This window comes from Nocardia sp. NPDC056100, from assembly GCF_042266325.1.
In the GTDB taxonomy this organism is placed as follows: Bacteria; Actinomycetota; Actinomycetes; order Mycobacteriales; family Mycobacteriaceae; genus Nocardia.
This window is the reverse complement of sequence record NZ_JBHJVY010000003.1, coordinates 85,323-101,332: the sequence shown is the minus strand read 5'-3', so window position 1 is coordinate 101,332 and position 16,010 is coordinate 85,323. Positions and strand designations below refer to the sequence as shown.

Here is a 16,010-nt window from a genome sequence, read left to right as displayed (position 1 = left end):
TTGTTCGGTTCGGGTTAGAACGCGCCGCCGAGGAAGCCGCCCGCGGCTCCGCCCGCTACGCCGCCGAGGACGGCGGCGGGGATGCCGATGGCCGCAGCGCCGAGTGCGGCTCCCGCTGCCGCGCCGACGCCTGCGCCGATGAGCGCTCCGCCGCCGATGATCGGGACGGCGGCGGGGGCGGCGATGACCGCGCCGAGGCCACCGGTGGGAACGCCCGCCGCGACGGCCGTTCCGGCGACGATGGCGACGCCGATACCGGCTCCGATGCCCGCGCCGACGCCCGCGCCGATGAGGCCGCCGCCGATCGCGCCGCCGATGGCGGACGGGATGCCGACGATGGCCGCGCCCAGGACCGCGCCGCCGGCGGTGCCCGCGGCGATCTTGTCCGAGCGGGACGGGTTGATGCCGACCGACTGGAGGCCGGTGGAGAGGGCGGCTTCGGTGCCCGCGGCCGCGTCATTGACGGGTGCGAGGATGGCGTCCGGCAGCGCGTCGGGGGCCGGGGTGGTGAAGTCGCCGATGCGGACGGTGCGCGGCGGCGGTGCGATCGGGGCCACCGGTGCGACCGGTTCGGGCGCGTGCAGTTGCTGCCAGTTGACGGCGGGTGCGGGTTCGGTCTCGACCGGGACCGGCCGATGGTCCTGCGGGACAGCGTAATTGACCTGCGGTGCGGGCGGCGCGACCGTGGTGCCGGGCTGGCGCGTGGAGTCCGCGCTCGGTGCGGCGGGCTGTGCGGGACCGGTGGTCACGCCCGGCTGCGGAATGGCCTGTGCGACGCCCGCGCACGCGATGCCGACGGCCAGCGGCAGTGCGCCGAGTGCGGGCCGGATGGCGCGTCGAACGCCGGTATTCATGTCATGCCGACGAGTCACGCCGAAAACCACCCTCATCAGATCGGAACTGTCCCCGTGGCCGGGAGCGGCCACTCGGCGGGGATGGTAGCTGAAAGGAAACGGGTGATTCCAGATGTGAATCAATCGATTCGTTACCTGACGGTGATGCTCGAGAGATATCCCACAATCGCTGGTAGAAGCATTTTCAAGATGCTTCGGCAGCTCACGGCTCCAATTTGCCGGAAGGTGCCCCGCCGAGCATCAACTCGGCCAGCGCCTCGCGATCGGTGACATCGAGCTTGATGCACGCCCGATACAGATGCCCCTCCACGGTGCGCACCGAAACGGTCAGCCGATCCGCGATCTGCCGGTTCGACAGCCCCGCCGCCACCAGATTCGCGATCTCGCGTTCGCGCGCGGTGAGCGGTAGCGGTTGCGCGGACTGCCGCAGCGCGGGCGTACTCGCCCCACCGCATGCGGCCGCGAGCCGATTCGCGGTGGCGGCCGATTCCAGCAGCCGCCGCCGATCACCGGCCCGCTCATGCGCGGACGCGGCCTGCGCGGCGGCGTCGGCCGCCGACAGCAATACCCCCATGGCCTCGAATTCGGCTGCGGCGGTATCCAATCCGGCCCCGTCGTGGGCGGCGACCGCCACCGCGTGCCGCGATTGCACCTGCACCAGCCGCCCGTCCACCCGGGCCGCCAGATCGGCGAGCCGTCCCGCCACCGAATGGTCCCCGAAGCGAGCCGCGGTGTGCAGCGCCATGGCCTCGATGGCGTGCTGATGCGATCGCGCCGCCGCGTCGGCGGCGCCCAGTGCGAGCCGAATCGCCGGTGTCGCAGTGCCTTCCGCCGCTGCCTGCCACGCTTTGGCGATCTCCAGCATGGGTTCGTACACCGCGCTGTGCCTGCCGCCGCGTTCCTCGGCCGCCGCGATGGATTCGGCGGCCTCCGAGGCCCGGCCCAGCGCCGAATACGCTTCCGCCAGTTGCAGTCTCGCGGGGAACATCCAGGCGGCCTTGCCCTCGGTGGTCAGTGCCGCGAGCGCCTGTTCGAGATTGTCGATGCCTTCGGGAAACCGCCCCTGTGCGACGTCGACGGTGCCCTGCAGGATTTTGGTCATGCCCCACGCCAGATACTGCCCGGGTGAGGAGTACGTGTAATTGCTACTGGCACAACGCCGTGCGGCATCCATATCCCCGGTGAAGGTGAGCGCCAGCACCTCCGCGTGCGTGGACATGAACCGGTTCAGCCCGTCGATATGCGATTCGATGGCATGCCCGCGTTCGGCGTACTGCCGCGCTGCCTCCCCGCGTCCCATCAGCGCCAGCGCGAGTCCGCCACCGAACGCCGCCCACCACACCGCCCAGGGCGGAACGTCTTTCGCGGCCATGACGGGTTCGGCGTACGCGAACGCCTCGTCGAGTTTGTTCTCGTTGACCGCGCACGCGGAGGCCACCCCGTCCAGGATGGCGACGATCTTGGGATGGGTGGCCCGGCTGCGCACCGATTCCAGCACTTCGTCGGCCCGGTCGGCATCGCCCATGGACCACAGCAGATTCGAGACGCGCGTCGAGCCCCAGCGCGCCAGCTGCACCTCATTCAACTGATCCGGGTCGAACGCCGCGAGGGTGCGTTCGGCCTCGATGCGATGTCCCTGCCACAGCAGTGCGCGCGCCAGTAGGTCCGCAGCCTCGACGCCGCCGCCGCGCTCCACGGCCGCGCGTGCGAAGCGTTCTCCGAGTGGCAGATTCGCCAATCCGATGGCATCGGCGGCGGCCGCCTCGAACAGTTCCAGATCCGCGGATTTATCACTGTCCAAAGCCAATTCGGCCAGTCGGATGCGATCGGAGGCGGAGTTGATCGGCCGTTCCTTGAGTGAGGTGAACAGCCGTCCGCGCAGCCGCCGCGCCGAGGCGATGCCGAGCCGCCGCCGGATCACCTCCCCGAACAGCGGATGGTTGTACCGCACCAGCAGTTGCCGCCCGTGCTCGACAATCCTTATGACACCGCGTGATTCGGCGGTTTCCACGGCCTGTTCGCCCGTGAGTTCGGCGAGTACGTCCAGGTCGATGGGTTCGCAGAAGGTGAGCAGCTCCAGCACCCGCAGGACGGGTTCGGGCAGCTGCTCCACCCGATCCTCCAGCAGCGCCGCCAATTGCGAAGTGACAGCGGCCCTTCCGCGCAATTGCCAGACCCCGTTGACCTGCCGCAGCGTCCCGGCCTCCAATGCGCCCTCGACCAGGTGCCGCAGGAAAAGCGCGTTCCCCCCGGAGGATTCCCACATCAGATTGCTGGTGAACCCCTCCAGTTGCCCACCGAGCATGTTCTCCACCAGCTCGACGCTCTGCCGCTGCGTGAACGGCGACAGATCGATGCGCAGCAGATGCCCGTCCTTCCACAGCGAGGTCACCGCGTCCGGGACCGGCACCCCGCTGCGCACGGTGGCGACGATATGCGCGGCCTTGTCGATGGCGAGCTGCAAAAGCAGTGTGGCGGAAAGCTGATCGAGCAGATGCGCGTCGTCGACGCCGATGATGGTGTGCCCGTCCGCGAGCAGCGCCTCGCGCGCGGCGGCCATGAAGGTGACCGGATCGTGGGCGGTGTACACCCCGACCATATGCGCGAACACCCCGAGCGGAATGCTGCGGGCCGATTCGGTGCCCGCCACCCAGCGGATATTTCCGGTGCTGCCGTTCACCGCCGCGGTGGCCAGGCGGGCGAGGGTGGTCTTGCCGACCCCGGCGTCGCCGGTGAGCACCGCGCCGACGAATTCATCGCCGGTCAGTGCGGCGGTGATCGCCTCGAGCTCGCTCTCCCGTTCGACCATCGGCCAATTCCGAGCCATGGCTTCAACTGTAGTTCGCTCGCCCTTTGTGAGCGGGAGGAACGAAATAGCCTGAAATGTGAGGGTTTATTCGTTGACCAGCCGCAATCCGGGGGCGTGCGCTTTCCGGCGGTCGACCAGCCAGACCTGGATGGTCAGATCGGCGAGCGGATCCAGTGATTCGATCTCCACCTCGACCTGCCCGCGCTGCGGATGTTCGATGATCAGCACGTGCGTGCGGTAGTCGATGACCAGGTGCTCGCGCCAGCGCCGGGCGAATTCCGGATAGCGCTGCAACGCGGTGATGCGGGCTTCCAGGCTGCGGTCGTCCGGGAAGCGGGTCTGCGTGTTGCGCAGCGCCGAGACCAGCATATCGGCGGCATCGGACCAGTTCCGGACGTATTTCGGCGCATCCGGATGGGTGAAGACGTAGTTGGCGAAATTGCCGTGCACGGAGTCGTCGAGCATGCCGAGCGGTTCGGCGAAATCCCGCCAGGACGGATTCCAGGCCAGGATGTCGAGCCAGCGCCCGAGGGCGAAGGCGGGTGTGGGCTGTAGTGCGTCGATGACCGCGCGCATGGTGTCGGAGACCTGTTCCCGGGCCTGTCCGGCGGACGGGCAGCTGGCCTTCTGCTCCATGCTCATGGCGAGCCTGCCGAAGTGGTGACGCTCAACTTCGTTGAGCCGCAAGGCATCCGCTATCGCGCCGAGTACCGAGCTGGAGGGGTTGCTGTCCCGGCCCTGTTCCAATCGGGCAAGATAGTCCGAGCTGACACCGGCGAGCGCGGCGACCTCCTCGCGGCGCAATCCGGGGGTGCGGCGACGCCGCCCCGCGGGCAGGCCGACGTCTTCGGGCTGCAGTTGCGCGCGGCGCGCGATCAGGAATTCGGCGAACTCGGATCTGGACACATATCCATAGTGCCTGTTCCAGGCTTCGTTATCCCAGCCCTGCCAGTGCCAGGATCAAGACGGTGTGGCTAACCGGACTGGGGTCCGCTTGAATAGTGGACATGACGACTTCTGAGCAGACCCGCCTGGCCTCCGGTTCCTGGGACCTCGACGCCAACCACTCCTCGGTGAACTTCACCGCCCGCCACCTGGGCATCTCCAAGGTACGCGGCCGCTTCAACAAGTTCGAGACCGCCTTCGTGGTGGACGAGGCCGGTAAGGCCGTCACCATCGAGGCCACCATCTTCCTCGACTCCTTCGACACCGGCAACGAAATGCGCGACGGCCACGTGCGCAGCGCCGACATCCTGGATACCGCCAACCTGTCCACCCTGCACTTCAAGGTCACCGAGCCGGTCGACATCGCCGAAGAGTTCGAGGTAACCGGTGAGGTCACCCTCGGCGGCGTCGTGAAGCCCGTCACCCTCGATGTCGAGTGGGGCGGCGTCCAGCTGTTCCCCGGCGACCAGAAGCACCACGCCGGCTTCACCGCCACCGGCACCATCAAGCGCAGCGAGTTCAACATCGCCGCCGGCCTGCCCACCGCCATGCTCGGCGACAAGATCGCCATCGAACTCGACATCCAGCTGGTCGAGCCCTCCGCCTGATCGGCCCATCGGCTTCCCGACCGGAAGCCGATCACCGACAACGGAAGTCGGCATCAGTTCCGACCATATGAAAGCGGCGGCACCCGAAAGGGGTGCCGCCGCTTCGTCTTTCGTCAGCGCCGCCGTTTCCGTACGGCGCGCGGATCGTGGATCAGCCCGCGACTCCGGCGGCACCCGCGCCCGCGCCGATGGCAGCGCCGATGCCCGCACCGACCGCCGCGGCGGGCAGACCGAGAGCAGCCGCGCCGAGCGCACCACCGCCGACCGCACCGATCGCCGCGCCGAGCGCAATTCCACCGGCAGCGCCCGCGGCCTCGGCGGCCAACCCGGCCACGAAGATCGGAACATCGATGACGCAACCGGTGGTCGCGCAGCCGACGGCGGCGGCGGTCAGGGTGGCAAGAGCGGGAGCCCCGATGCCGACCAGGAATCCGGCACCCGCTCCGACGACACCACCGGCGACCGCGCCACCGGCCGCACCGATGACCGCGGCCGGAACACCCGCCGCCACAGCACCGATGCCCGCGCCGACGAGCGCGGCATTACCCACCTTGGTCAGATCCGGCCCCGCCGGAGCGTCGATCTGCGTGGCCGGAACCGGGGCGTCGACCGCGGCGGCCTGAGCGGTGCCGGAGAGCATGACGGCGGCGGCGACGGGCAGCGCGCACAGGGTGGCGATGCGGGTTGCGAGCATGGTCGAGCGACGAGACAGCATGGTATTTCCCCCGATGGTTGCAAGTTTCGATGTGGCCCGAATCCGACTGGGACAGTCGGCCCGGCGCTGTTCGAAGCTATCGGTTGGCGAGGTCACTACTCAAGCTAAATAGCTGTTCATGTGCTGTGATCTGCCACCGCTATCACGCCTTCCATACCTGTCGGCTATGAAAAAGGCGGTGGCATTCGAATCGAATGCCACCGCCTACCCCGCGAAGGGGTATCGCTCAGTCGGCCCAAACGGTTTCGATCGGGGTGCCCTCGTTCGGGGGCGGGGTGGGGATGCCGGCCGGGGTGCGGGAGAAGCGCGGGGCCGGGGCGTGCTGGACGATGCCGTCGATCTCGATCAGGCCGGTGCGCGCCTGGATGTGCGGGTTCTGTTCGGCTTCGGTGAAGGTCAGTACCGGGGTGGTGCAGGCGTCGGTGTGTTCGAAGATGGCCCACCACTCGTCGCGGGTCTTGGTCTTGAACTTCTCGGTGAAGATCTTGCGGAGTTCGTCCTGGCCGTTCGGGTCGATCTGGAAGGGCAGGCCCGTCGGATCGATCTCCAGGCCCTTCAGCATTTCCGCGTAGAACTGCGGTTCGATGCAGCCGACGGCCATGTACTTGCCGTCGGAGGTCTCGTAGGTGTCGTAGAACGCCATACCGGTGTCGAGCAGGTTGGTGCCGCGCTCATCGGACCAGAGGCCGACGCCCTTCATGCCCCAGATCATGTGCGAAAGGGCAAGCGCCCCATCGATCATGGCGGAGTCGATGACCTGACCCCTACCCGAGGACTGCCGCTCCACCAGCGCGGCCAGAATTCCGAAGACCAGGAACATGGACCCGCCGCCGAAGTCGCCGACCATGTTCAGCGGCGGCACCGGGCGTTCGCCCTTGCGCCCGATGGCATTGAGCACGCCGGTGAGCGAGATGTAGTTGATGTCGTGCCCGGCGCGATCGGCGAGCGGACCGTACTGGCCCCAGCCGGTCATGCGGCCGTAGACGAGTTTCGGATTGCGCTCCAGCGCGACGTCCGGTCCCAGTCCCATGCGCTCGGTGACGCCGGGCCGGAAGCCTTCCAGGAGTACGTCGGCCTTCTCGATCAGCCCGAGCACCTTCTCGATATCGGCCGGATCCTTGAGATTGGCCTCGACGATGGTGCGCCCGCGCCACTGTGCCCGTTCCATGAAGCCGGGCAGCTGGTTCGGCCGCTGTACCCGCACCACGTCCGCGCCCAGATCCGCGAGCAGCAGTGCCGCATGCGGTCCGGGGCCGATCCCGGCGAGTTCAACTACCCGGACCCCCGCGAGCGGGCCCTGCTTGGCGGTGGATGGAGTGCTCACGCCCTACCTCGGTTCATCGTTCCAGCGCACCGGCCACAACACCGGTGTTGACCAAACGACAATAACGCGACGGGTCCGGATGAGCGACAATGCGGGGGAGTACGAGCGGGAGGATCCACAGTGAGTGCATCGGGCGAGGTCTTGGTCGGCCTCGCGATACTTGTCGGCCTGCTCGGGGTGATCGTGCCGATTCTGCCCGGCGTGATCCTGATTCTGGCGGCCATCCTGGTCTGGGCGATCATGACCGGGGGTGCGACCGCCTGGGGCGTATTCGCCGCCTGCGCAACGTTTTTGGTGATCAGCGGCATCATCAAATACACCTGGCCGGGCCGCAAACTGCGTGAGGCGGGGGTGCCGAATCGGTCGCTGCTGCTGGGCGCGGTGCTCGGCATCATCGGCTTCTTCGTGGTGCCGGTGGTCGGGCTGATCCTGGGATTCGTTCTGGGCGTTTATGTTTCGGAGTTGCAGCGGTTGCGCGAACAGCAACCGGCCTGGCGGTCGACGGTGCACGCGCTCAAGGGCGTCGGCCTGTCCATGCTGGTCGAATTGTTCGGTGCGCTACTGGCAGCGGGTGTTTGGCTGATCGCCGCTATCGCGACCTAGGGTCGATCCGCGGTAGCGGCAGGGTGTCCGGCGGCGGCAGCGGCAGTTCGGAACGGTGTAGTCGCAGCGTCGGCGACTCCGGTCCGAACAGCGGCACGGTCGGCGTCGGATCCTCGATACGGCGTTCCTTGGCGGGCAGTCCGTAGAAGGCGCGCGCATTGTCGTCCAATACCTTGTGCAGATCATTGCCGACCGAATCGGAGATTATCCGCATATCGGAGTCCAGGAACGGCCGCCCGGCCCGGGTGCCCGGCAGATCGGACCCGAACATGAGCGCCTCGGGATTCACCGCGTGCACCTTGCGCAGCGCCATGCCGACATTCATGGCGACCCGCCCGAAGCCGGAGGCTTTCACCTTGGCACCGCGATCGACCAGGTTCAGCAGGTAGGGCAGGCAATCGTCGGACATGCCCATGTGATCGATGGACAGTTTGGGCAGTTTGGTGATGACCGGTTCGAGCGAGCCGAGCATCGATCCGTCGATGTACAGCTCGACATGCCATCCGGCGAGCTCGTAGGCCCGCAGTGCGAGCATGGTGAGCCCGACGATATCGCCGCCCGCGCGCTTGAAATTGAACCGGACCGCGCGCACGCCCGCGCGGTTGAGTTCCAGGATCTCGGCGTCGGTGGCGTCCTCGTTCAGATTGACGACGCCGACCCAGCCCGCACCCAATTCGGCGAGGGCTGCCCGGAGATAGCTGGTATCGGTGCCCTGGAACGACCCGCTGACCACCGCGCCGCCGTCGATATCGAAGCGCTGCATGCGGCGTCGATAATCGGCGACGGTGTACGGGTCGGGCAGGTAGCCCTCGTTCTCGGCCAGCGGGAACCGCGGGTCGAAGATGTGGAGATGGGCATCGAACACGTGATCAGCATGCCTCACAACGGTGACAAGTGCGGAAAACCTTGTCCACCTGTCGGATTGGGCCAGGTCAGTCGAGGGGAACCAGGTTGATCAGGAAACCTTGTCCGGTTCGCTGGCGCGCAGCATGTCCTCGCGCTCGACGACCTTGACCCGCTCGCGCCCTTCGGGCTCGCCGAGGGCGCGCTCGTGCGCGTCCAGGCGGTACCAACCGGCCCAGGTGGTGAAGGGGACGCCCTTGTCCTCCAGGAACTTGGTGACGGCATCGAGTTCCGGTTCGGCGGCCGCGGTGAAGTTCGCGGCGTCGTCGAGCAGGCAGGCGATGGTCTCGTTGGCGTCACCCTTGGTGTGGCCGATGAGGCCGACGGGTCCGCGCTTGATCCAGCCGGTGACGTAGGTCTGCGGCATGAAGCGAGCCGCACCGTCGGCGTTCTCGTCGATGAGCACGCGCCCGGCTTCGTTGGGCACGGTGCCCGCCTGATCGTCGAACGGCAGGGCGGGGATGTTCTGCGACAGGTAGCCGACCGCGCGGTAGATGGCGGTGACGTCCCAATCCTTGAATTCGCCGGTGCCCTTGACGTTTCCGGTGCCGTCGAGCGCGGTGCGCTCGGTGCGCAGGCCGACGACCTTGCCGTCCGCGCCGAGGATCTCGGCCGGGTTCTCGAAGAAGTGCAGGAAGAGCTTGTGCGGGCGGTTGCCGACGTCGCGGATGGCCCACTGCTCGAGGGTGTTGCAGATCATGTCGACCTGCTTGGAGTGCCGGCGTGCGGCCTCGGAGCCCTCGTCGTAATCGATGTCCTCGGGATCGACGATGACCTCGATGGTCGGCGAGTGGTCCAGTTCGCGTAGCTCGAGCGGGGTGAACTTGGCCTGCGCCGGGCCGCGGCGTCCGAAGACGTGCACTTCCAGGGCCTTGTTCTGCTTGAGGCCCTCGTACACGTTCGGCGGGATCTCGGTCGGCAGCAGTTCGTCGCCGGTCTTGGCGAGCACGCGCGCCACGTCCAGGGCCACGTTGCCGACGCCCAGGACCGCGACCTTCTCGGCCTCCAGGGGCCATTCGCGCGGCACATCCGGGTGGCCGTCGTACCAGGACACGAAGTCCGCGGCACCGTAGGAGCCGTCGAGTTCGATGCCCGGGACCTCGAGCGCGCGGTCGGCGTTCGCGCCGGTGGAGAAGATCACCGCGTCGTAGAAGCGCTGCAGATCCTCGAGGTTGATGTCGACGCCGTAGTCGATATTGCCGAGCAGGCGGACCTGCGGCTTGTCGAGCACCTTGTGCAGGGCGGTGATGATGCCCTTGATGCGCGGGTGGTCGGGGGCCACGCCGTAGCGGATCAGGCCGAACGGCGCGGGCATCCGCTCGTACAGGTCGATGCTCACGTCGGCGTCGGATTTCATCAACGCGTCCGCCGCGTAGATTCCGGCCGGGCCGGCGCCCACGATCGCTATACGAAGCGGGCGGGTCGCTGCTTGTTCGGTCATTCTTGGCGCACCCTTTGGTTGAACTATCTTGCCGTCAAGTCTCAGCCGTCTTTCTTAGCTTAGGCTAAGTTGACGCCCTCGCTCCGGGGTGCCCTTCATTGGAATCCCCGAAGCTGCAGCGTTGCTGCGTGGTCCTGCTATTTCCGTTTTCGTCCGGAAATTCTGCTGATTCTATCGGTGGGCGGAAGCCCCCGCCCGCGCCGGTGCCGCGCGACTGTGCGGACGTCCAGCAGCCCGGAATGCCGGTGTCGCGACCGATGCCACCGCCGTGACCGGGCATGATCGAGTCATGGAACAAGGCGACGACCAGCAGATACCGATCGATCAGAGCAGTGCGCGCAGTCTGCTGCCGTTCCTGGTGGCGGCGGGCGTGCTGGTGCTGGTCATCATCGGAATCGTGGTGGCCGCCCTGGTTTCACCGGTTGAGAAGAATGTCACAGATTCGGACCGGCTCGACCTGGCCTCGCGCAAGTTCCTCCAATCCCGCAGCGCCACCGGCACACTGGACCCCCGCGTGGTCTGCGACGGATTCAGCGAGGAGCGCTCCCCGCTTGCCCCCGCCAAGGCGGGTGACGGCACCGCCTTCGACTTCGTGAAACTCACCGATCCGGCGGTGTCCGGCGATAAGGCCACCGCCCAGGTCACCTTCGATACGGCCGGGAAGGAATCAACCTCCACCTGGCACTTCACCCGTTCCGGCAGTCTGTGGCTGGTCTGCGATTCCTGATCCGCCGCGACACCCCGCACGGTTTGACAGGTAGCCCATTTTTCGGTCAATCTCATCCCAGGTCATGAGTACCAGCGCCAAGCCCCGGCTGGCTGGTCGGCAACCCTCCTCCGCGGCGGGGTGCTCCGGGTGACGACCTGGCCGCGCATCGGGCAACGGTGCGGCAAGTGCGGATTCACAGGAGGTCGACAAGTGAGCTACGCGGGCGATATCACGCCGAAGCAGGCGTGGGAGCTGTTGCGGGACAATCCGGATGCGGTGCTGGTAGATGTGCGCACCGAAGCCGAATGGCGTTTCGTCGGTGTCCCCGATACCAATGGCATCGGGCGGCCGACCGCGCTGATCGAATGGGTGGACACCAGCGGTACCCCCAATTCGCGCTTCACGGACCAACTTCAGCAGGCTCTGCGTGAGCGCGCCGCGGATTCGGAAGCGCCGGTGATCTTCATCTGTCGCTCCGGCCAGCGCTCCATCGGCGCGGCCACCGCCGCCACGGCGATCGGCATCTCCCCTTCTTTCAATGTCCTCGAGGGTTTCGAAGGCGCGCTGGACGCGCAGGGTCACCGCGGCAGCGAAGGCTGGCGCGCCGATGGGCTTCCGTGGAGGCAGTCATGATCACCGGTGGTTCGTTCGAGCGGCCGCTACCCGAGGGCGTCGGCCCGGCCACGCTGGGTGTGCGCGGTGGTACGCGCCGTTCCGGCTATGACGAGACCTCCGAGGCGCTGTTCCTGAACTCGGGTTTCGTCTACGAGAGCGCCGAGGCCGCCGAGGCCGCGTTCACCGGCGAGATCGAGCACTTCGTGTACTCGCGCTACGGCAATCCGACGGTCGCCATGTTCGAAGAGCGTCTGCGCCTGCTGGACGGCGCGGAGGCGTGCTTCGCCACCGCGAGCGGTATGTCCGCGGTGTTCACCGCGCTGGGCGCGCTGCTCGCCGCGGGTGATCGCCTGGTGGCCGCGCGCAGCCTGTTCGGCTCGTGTTTCGTGGTGGCCAATGAGATCCTGCCGCGCTGGGGCGTGGAGACCGTGTTCGTCGACGGTGAGGATCTGGCGCAGTGGGAAGAGGCGCTGTCGGTGCCGACCCAGGCCGTCTTCTTCGAAACCCCTTCCAACCCAATGCAATCGCTGGTCGATGTGCGCGCGGTCTGCGATCTCGCGCATAAGGCGGGCGCGAAGGTGGTGCTGGACAACGTCTTCGCCACCCCGCTGCTGCAGCGCGGTTTCGATCTCGGCGCTGATGTGCTGGTCTACTCCGGCACCAAGCACATCGACGGTCAGGGCCGGGTGCTCGGCGGCGCGATTCTCGGGTCGAAGGAGTACATCGACGGCCCGGTGAAAACCCTTATGCGCCATACCGGTCCGGCGCTGAGCCCGTTCAACGCGTGGACGCTGCTCAAGGGTCTGGAGACCATGCCGCTGCGGGTGCGCCAGTCCACCGAGTCGGCGCTGCGCATCGCCGAGTTCCTGGAACAGCATCCGGCCGTGGCCTGGGTGAAGTACCCGTTCCTGAAGTCGCATCCGCAGTACGAACTGGCCCGGAGCCAGATGTCCGGCGGCGGCACCGTGGTGACCTTCGAATTGAAGGCGCAGCCCGAAGCGGCCAAGAAGCGCGCGTTCGAGGTGCTCAACGGTCTGCGCATCATCGATATCTCCAACAACCTCGGTGATTCCAAGACGCTGATCACGCATCCGGCGACCACGACGCATCGCGCCATGGGCCCGGAAGGCCGTGCGGCCATCGGTCTTTCCGATGGCGTGCTGCGGATTTCGATCGGGCTCGAGGATGTCGAGGATCTGTTGAACGATCTCGGTCGCGCACTGGGCTGACCGTAAAGCTCGAAGGGCCGGAACCGTCATGGTTCCGGCCCTTCGTCGTTTCGGGACGAAGTGTTGACAGCATGCTGTCAAACATGACAGGATACTGTCATGACGAAAACAGTTCACCTGGCCGTGTACGACACCTTCTCCGATTGGGAGCCCGGGTTCGCCACCGCGCATATCAACCGCCCGCTGTGGCATCGCGAGCCCGGCGAGTGGCAGGTCCGAACCGTCGGGGCCACAAAGGATTCCGTCGTCTCCATGGGCGGTATGCGGGTCACGCCGGATCTCACCCTCGATGAACTCTCGCCCGCCGACAGCGCCATGCTGATCCTGCCGGGCTCGGCCACCTGGGAGAGCGGTGAGCTGAACGCCTTCGCCGAGAAGGCGCGCGCATTCCTCGCCGCCGGTGTCCCGGTCGCCGCCATCTGTGGTGCGACCTTCGGCCTGGCGAGCGCGGGTCTGCTGGATGGCCGCAAGCACACCAGCAATGCGGCGGAATACCTTGCCATGAGCGGATATTCGGGTGGTGAGGGCTTCGTCTACGAGCCCGCGGTGACCGACGGTGATCTCATCACCGCCAGTGGCACCCTGCCGGTCGATTTCGCCCGCGCCATCCTGGGCCGCCTGAATATCTTCGAACCGCACATCCTCGAGGCGTGGTACCTGCTCTACGGCAAGAATGATCCGGCGGGCTTCTTCACGCTCGCCGAATACGAGGAGAGCCGCGCCGCGGCGACGGCATGACCCGCACCGAGCAGGAACTCTTCAGTACGGCGGCGATCACGTCTTTCAAGCTGAACGGCCAATTCCTCGCCATCGCAGAGGAATTGGCCAATCCGGCCGGGCTCACCGCGGCCTGGTGGCAGGTGCTGGGCGCGGTGCTGCACGAACCGCTGCCGGTTGCGGGCATCGCCCGCGAGATGGGCATCACCAGGCAGAGCGTGCAGCGCATCGCGGATCTGCTGGTGGAGAAGGGTTTTGCCGAATACCGCCCGAATCCGCAGCACAAACGCGCCAAGCTGGTGGCCGGTACCGAGGAGGGTCGTGCAGCGGTGCGGCGGATCAACCCGCAGCACGCCGAGTGGGCCGCGCGGCTCGTGGCCGAGTTGGGCATGGAGCGCTTCACCCGGATCGTGGATTCGCTCACGGACCTGTCGGCCGCGCTCGAAGCCATCGAATCCGAGTAACTGCTGCGTCTTTCAGACCTCGAACGGGGACTTGGTCTTGCCGACCAGTTCCGCGACCGAGTGCAGTACTGCGGTCGGCCGGTACGGGTACTGCTCGACGGTGGCCTGGGTGGAGATGCCGGTGGTCACCAGAATGGTGCGCATACCGGCCTCCAGACCGGAGATGACATCGGTGTCCATCCGGTCGCCGATCATGACGGTGGATTGTGAATGTGCGCCGATCCGCCGCAGCGCGGACCGCATCATGAGCGGGTTCGGCTTGCCCACGTAGTACGGCTCCTTGCCGGTGGCGCGGGTGATGAGCGCCGCGACCGAACCGGTGGCGGGCAGGATGCCCTCGCGCGAGGGTCCGGTGGGGTCCGGATTGGTGGCGATGAATCGCGCGCCCGCCGAGATCAGGCGGATCGCGGTGGTGATCGCCTCGAACGAATACGTGCGGGTCTCGCCGAGCACGACATAGTCCGGATCGCTGTCCGTCAGGACGTATCCGATTTCGTGCAGCGCCGTGGTGAGCCCGGATTCGCCTACGACATAGGCGGTTCCGTTCGGCCGCTGCTCCTTGAGGAAGGTGGCGGTGGCCAGCGCGGAGGTCCAGATCGATTCGACCGGGATATCGAGTCCGGTGTGCCGGAGCCGGGCCTGCAGATCGCGCGCGGTGTAGATGGAATTGTTGGTCAGCACGAGAAACGGGATGTTGTTATCGCGCAGTTCGGCCAGGAACTGGTCGGCTCCGGGCACCATGTGGTTCTCGTGTACGAGAACCCCGTCCATGTCAGTGAGGTAGGACAGGATCGGTTCTTCGGAAGAGGTCACGGGCCAATTGTCCGCTATCCCCGTTGTGTCGGGTGGGTGCGACCCCCGCCACATCGCTGACTAGGGTGCGAAGGGAGCCGTAAACCGGGAATCCGAACGGCGGCGCGGGAGGTTGGCCCGCATGACCAAGCGCACAAGGCGAAGGAGTGGCGCGGTGACAGACCTCAAACTCGGATACAAGGCGTCGGCTGAGCAGTTCGGTCCGCGAGAGCTGGTGGAGATCGCGGTCGCGGCCGAACAGCACGGCCTGGACAGCGCGACGGTGAGCGATCATTTCCAGCCGTGGCGGCACAATGGCGGGCACGCCCCGTTCTCGCTGGCGTGGATGGCCGCGACCGGTGAGCGCACCGAGCGGATTCTGCTCGGCACCTCGGTGCTGACCCCGACCTTCCGCTACAACCCGGCCGTGATCGCGCAGGCGTTCGCCACCATGGGCTGCCTGTACCCGAATCGCGTGATGCTGGGTGTCGGCTCGGGCGAGGCGCTCAATGAGATCGCCACCGGATACAAGGGCGAATGGCCGGAGTTCAAGGAGCGTTTCGCGCGCCTGCGCGAATCGGTGGATCTGATGCGCGCGCTGTGGACCGGCGATCGCGTCGATTTCGAAGGCGAGTACTACAGCACCGTCGGCGCGTCCATCTACGACGTGCCCAAGGGCGGCATCCCGGTGTACATCGCGGCGGGTGGTCCGCTGGTGGCCAGGTACGCGGGCCGTGCGGGTGATGGTTTCATCTGCACCTCGGGCAAGGGTATGGACCTGTACACCGAGAAGCTCATGCCCGCCGTCGCCGAGGGCGCGGCCAAGGTCGGCCGCACGGTCGACGATATCGATCGCATGATCGAGATCAAGATCTCCTACGACACCGATCCCGAACTGGCCCTTGAGAACACGCGTTTCTGGGCCCCGCTGTCGCTGACCGCGGAGCAGAAGCACTCCATCACCGATCCGATCGAGATGGAAGCCGCCGCCGACGCGCTGCCGATCGAGCAGATCGCCAAGCGCTGGATCGTGGCGAGCGATCCGGATCAGGCCGTCGAGCAGATCAAGCCGTACCTGGACGCGGGCCTGAACCACCTGGTCTTCCACGCCCCGGGTCACGATCAGCTGCGCTTCCTCGATCTGTTCAAGCGCGATCTGGCCCCGCGCCTGCGCGCGCTGTAGTTCGGTTCCCGGGTGTGGTGCGTCACCGGCGGCGCATGATGTTCGGCACGTCGGTGCCGCACCCGGGAAATCTTTATATTCCGGTCGGTACGCTCTTGT

The 16,010-nt window shown here is 66.9% G+C and carries 16 protein-coding genes and 1 riboswitch; of the genes, 8 read left to right on the top strand and 8 right to left on the bottom strand.

Going from position 1 to position 16,010, the window contains the following annotated elements; all coding sequences use genetic code 11:
- Positions 1-14: 14 nt before the first annotated feature.
- From ACFC0O_RS22675 to ACFC0O_RS22665, 3 genes are all read right to left on the bottom strand, one after another.
- Positions 15-872, bottom strand: a complete 858-nt coding sequence (locus tag ACFC0O_RS22675; protein WP_375960953.1) for a hypothetical protein — start codon at positions 870-872, stop codon at positions 15-17.
- Positions 873-1,056: 184 nt separating this feature from the next.
- Entirely contained in the window at positions 1,057-3,681 is a 2,625-nt protein-coding gene (locus ACFC0O_RS22670) for a LuxR C-terminal-related transcriptional regulator (RefSeq protein ID WP_375960951.1), read from the bottom strand.
- Positions 3,682-3,747: 66 nt separating this feature from the next.
- Positions 3,748-4,569, bottom strand: coding sequence for a helix-turn-helix transcriptional regulator (locus tag ACFC0O_RS22665; RefSeq protein ID WP_375960949.1), 822 nt, complete (start codon positions 4,567-4,569; stop codon positions 3,748-3,750).
- A 101-nt stretch (positions 4,570-4,670) separates the two neighbouring features.
- Here ACFC0O_RS22665 and ACFC0O_RS22660 point away from each other — a divergent pair, with 101 nt between their 5' ends.
- Entirely contained in the window at positions 4,671-5,216 is a 546-nt protein-coding gene (locus ACFC0O_RS22660) for a YceI family protein (protein WP_364649801.1), read from the top strand.
- A gap of 151 nt (positions 5,217-5,367) precedes the next feature.
- Here the strand turns inward: ACFC0O_RS22660 and ACFC0O_RS22655 are convergent, their stop codons facing one another.
- Entirely contained in the window at positions 5,368-5,931 is a 564-nt protein-coding gene (locus tag ACFC0O_RS22655) for a hypothetical protein (RefSeq protein WP_375960947.1), read from the bottom strand.
- Positions 5,932-6,157: 226 nt separating this feature from the next.
- Positions 6,158-7,255 (bottom strand): CaiB/BaiF CoA transferase family protein, encoded by a 1,098-nt coding sequence (locus tag ACFC0O_RS22650; protein ID WP_375960945.1) that lies wholly within the window; start codon positions 7,253-7,255, stop codon positions 6,158-6,160.
- A 120-nt stretch (positions 7,256-7,375) separates the two neighbouring features.
- Between ACFC0O_RS22650 and ACFC0O_RS22645 the strand changes: the two genes are divergently transcribed.
- Positions 7,376-7,858: a DUF456 domain-containing protein gene (locus tag ACFC0O_RS22645; RefSeq protein WP_364649792.1), complete on the top strand. Its 483-nt coding sequence runs from the start codon at positions 7,376-7,378 to the stop codon at positions 7,856-7,858.
- On the opposite strand, the gene ACFC0O_RS22640 is transcribed toward ACFC0O_RS22645, so the two are convergent.
- Both ACFC0O_RS22640 and ACFC0O_RS22635 read right to left on the bottom strand, forming a co-directional pair.
- Positions 7,845-8,723: an amidohydrolase family protein gene (locus ACFC0O_RS22640; protein ID WP_375960943.1), complete on the bottom strand. Its 879-nt coding sequence runs from the start codon at positions 8,721-8,723 to the stop codon at positions 7,845-7,847. The genes ACFC0O_RS22645 and ACFC0O_RS22640 overlap by 14 nt on opposite strands.
- A gap of 90 nt (positions 8,724-8,813) precedes the next feature.
- Entirely contained in the window at positions 8,814-10,202 is a 1,389-nt protein-coding gene (locus tag ACFC0O_RS22635; protein WP_375960941.1) for an FAD-dependent oxidoreductase, read from the bottom strand.
- Positions 10,203-10,491: 289 nt separating this feature from the next.
- Here ACFC0O_RS22635 and ACFC0O_RS22630 point away from each other — a divergent pair, with 289 nt between their 5' ends.
- The 5 genes from ACFC0O_RS22630 to ACFC0O_RS22610 all read left to right on the top strand — a co-directional run bounded on the left by ACFC0O_RS22630 (position 10,492) and on the right by ACFC0O_RS22610 (position 13,936).
- Complete coding sequence (locus ACFC0O_RS22630) at positions 10,492-10,929, top strand: hypothetical protein (protein ID WP_375960939.1); 438 nt, start codon at positions 10,492-10,494, stop codon at positions 10,927-10,929.
- Between the two features lie 60 nt (positions 10,930-10,989).
- Positions 10,990-11,105, top strand: a riboswitch (SAM riboswitch).
- 16 nt (positions 11,106-11,121) lie between these two features.
- Positions 11,122-11,544 carry a rhodanese-like domain-containing protein gene (locus ACFC0O_RS22625; protein WP_375960937.1) on the top strand — a complete coding sequence of 141 codons (423 nt, stop codon included), beginning with the start codon at positions 11,122-11,124 and terminating at the stop codon, positions 11,542-11,544.
- The gene (locus ACFC0O_RS22620) at positions 11,541-12,755 is read left to right on the top strand and encodes an O-succinylhomoserine sulfhydrylase (RefSeq protein WP_375960935.1); all 1,215 of its coding nucleotides are present in this window, start codon (positions 11,541-11,543) and stop codon (positions 12,753-12,755) included. Before ACFC0O_RS22625 ends, ACFC0O_RS22620 begins: the two co-directional genes overlap by 4 nt.
- Positions 12,756-12,854: 99 nt before the next feature.
- Positions 12,855-13,493: a type 1 glutamine amidotransferase family protein gene (locus ACFC0O_RS22615; protein ID WP_375960933.1), complete on the top strand. Its 639-nt coding sequence runs from the start codon at positions 12,855-12,857 to the stop codon at positions 13,491-13,493.
- Positions 13,490-13,936 (top strand): MarR family winged helix-turn-helix transcriptional regulator, encoded by a 447-nt coding sequence (locus ACFC0O_RS22610; protein ID WP_375960931.1) that lies wholly within the window; start codon positions 13,490-13,492, stop codon positions 13,934-13,936. Before ACFC0O_RS22615 ends, ACFC0O_RS22610 begins: the two co-directional genes overlap by 4 nt.
- Before the next feature lie 12 nt (positions 13,937-13,948).
- On the opposite strand, the gene ACFC0O_RS22605 is transcribed toward ACFC0O_RS22610, so the two are convergent.
- Entirely contained in the window at positions 13,949-14,707 is a 759-nt protein-coding gene (locus ACFC0O_RS22605; protein WP_375963727.1) for an HAD-IIA family hydrolase, read from the bottom strand.
- A gap of 163 nt (positions 14,708-14,870) precedes the next feature.
- Here ACFC0O_RS22605 and fgd point away from each other — a divergent pair, with 163 nt between their 5' ends.
- On the top strand, positions 14,871-15,911 hold the full coding sequence (fgd, locus tag ACFC0O_RS22600) for a glucose-6-phosphate dehydrogenase (coenzyme-F420) (RefSeq protein ID WP_375960929.1): 1,041 nt from the start codon (positions 14,871-14,873) through the stop codon (positions 15,909-15,911).
- Positions 15,912-16,010: the final 99 nt, after the last annotated feature.

Excerpts from the sequence above, each read along its gene's own strand:
- ACFC0O_RS22605 (WP_375963727.1), bottom strand. The coding sequence starts at position 14,707 with ATGGACGGGGTTCTCGTACACGAGAACCACATGGTGCCCGGAGCCGAC.
- ACFC0O_RS22610 (WP_375960931.1), top strand. The coding sequence starts at position 13,490 with ATGACCCGCACCGAGCAGGAACTCTTCAGTACGGCGGCGATCACGTCT.
- ACFC0O_RS22670 (WP_375960951.1), bottom strand. The coding sequence starts at position 3,681 with ATGGCTCGGAATTGGCCGATGGTCGAACGGGAGAGCGAGCTCGAGGCG.
- ACFC0O_RS22615 (WP_375960933.1), top strand. The coding sequence starts at position 12,855 with ATGACGAAAACAGTTCACCTGGCCGTGTACGACACCTTCTCCGATTGG.
- ACFC0O_RS22630 (WP_375960939.1), top strand. The coding sequence starts at position 10,492 with ATGGAACAAGGCGACGACCAGCAGATACCGATCGATCAGAGCAGTGCG.
- fgd (WP_375960929.1), top strand. The coding sequence starts at position 14,871 with ATGACCAAGCGCACAAGGCGAAGGAGTGGCGCGGTGACAGACCTCAAA.
- ACFC0O_RS22655 (WP_375960947.1), bottom strand. The coding sequence starts at position 5,931 with ATGCTGTCTCGTCGCTCGACCATGCTCGCAACCCGCATCGCCACCCTG.
- ACFC0O_RS22620 (WP_375960935.1), top strand. The coding sequence starts at position 11,541 with ATGATCACCGGTGGTTCGTTCGAGCGGCCGCTACCCGAGGGCGTCGGC.
- ACFC0O_RS22660 (WP_364649801.1), top strand. The coding sequence starts at position 4,671 with ATGACGACTTCTGAGCAGACCCGCCTGGCCTCCGGTTCCTGGGACCTC.
- ACFC0O_RS22635 (WP_375960941.1), bottom strand. The coding sequence starts at position 10,202 with ATGACCGAACAAGCAGCGACCCGCCCGCTTCGTATAGCGATCGTGGGC.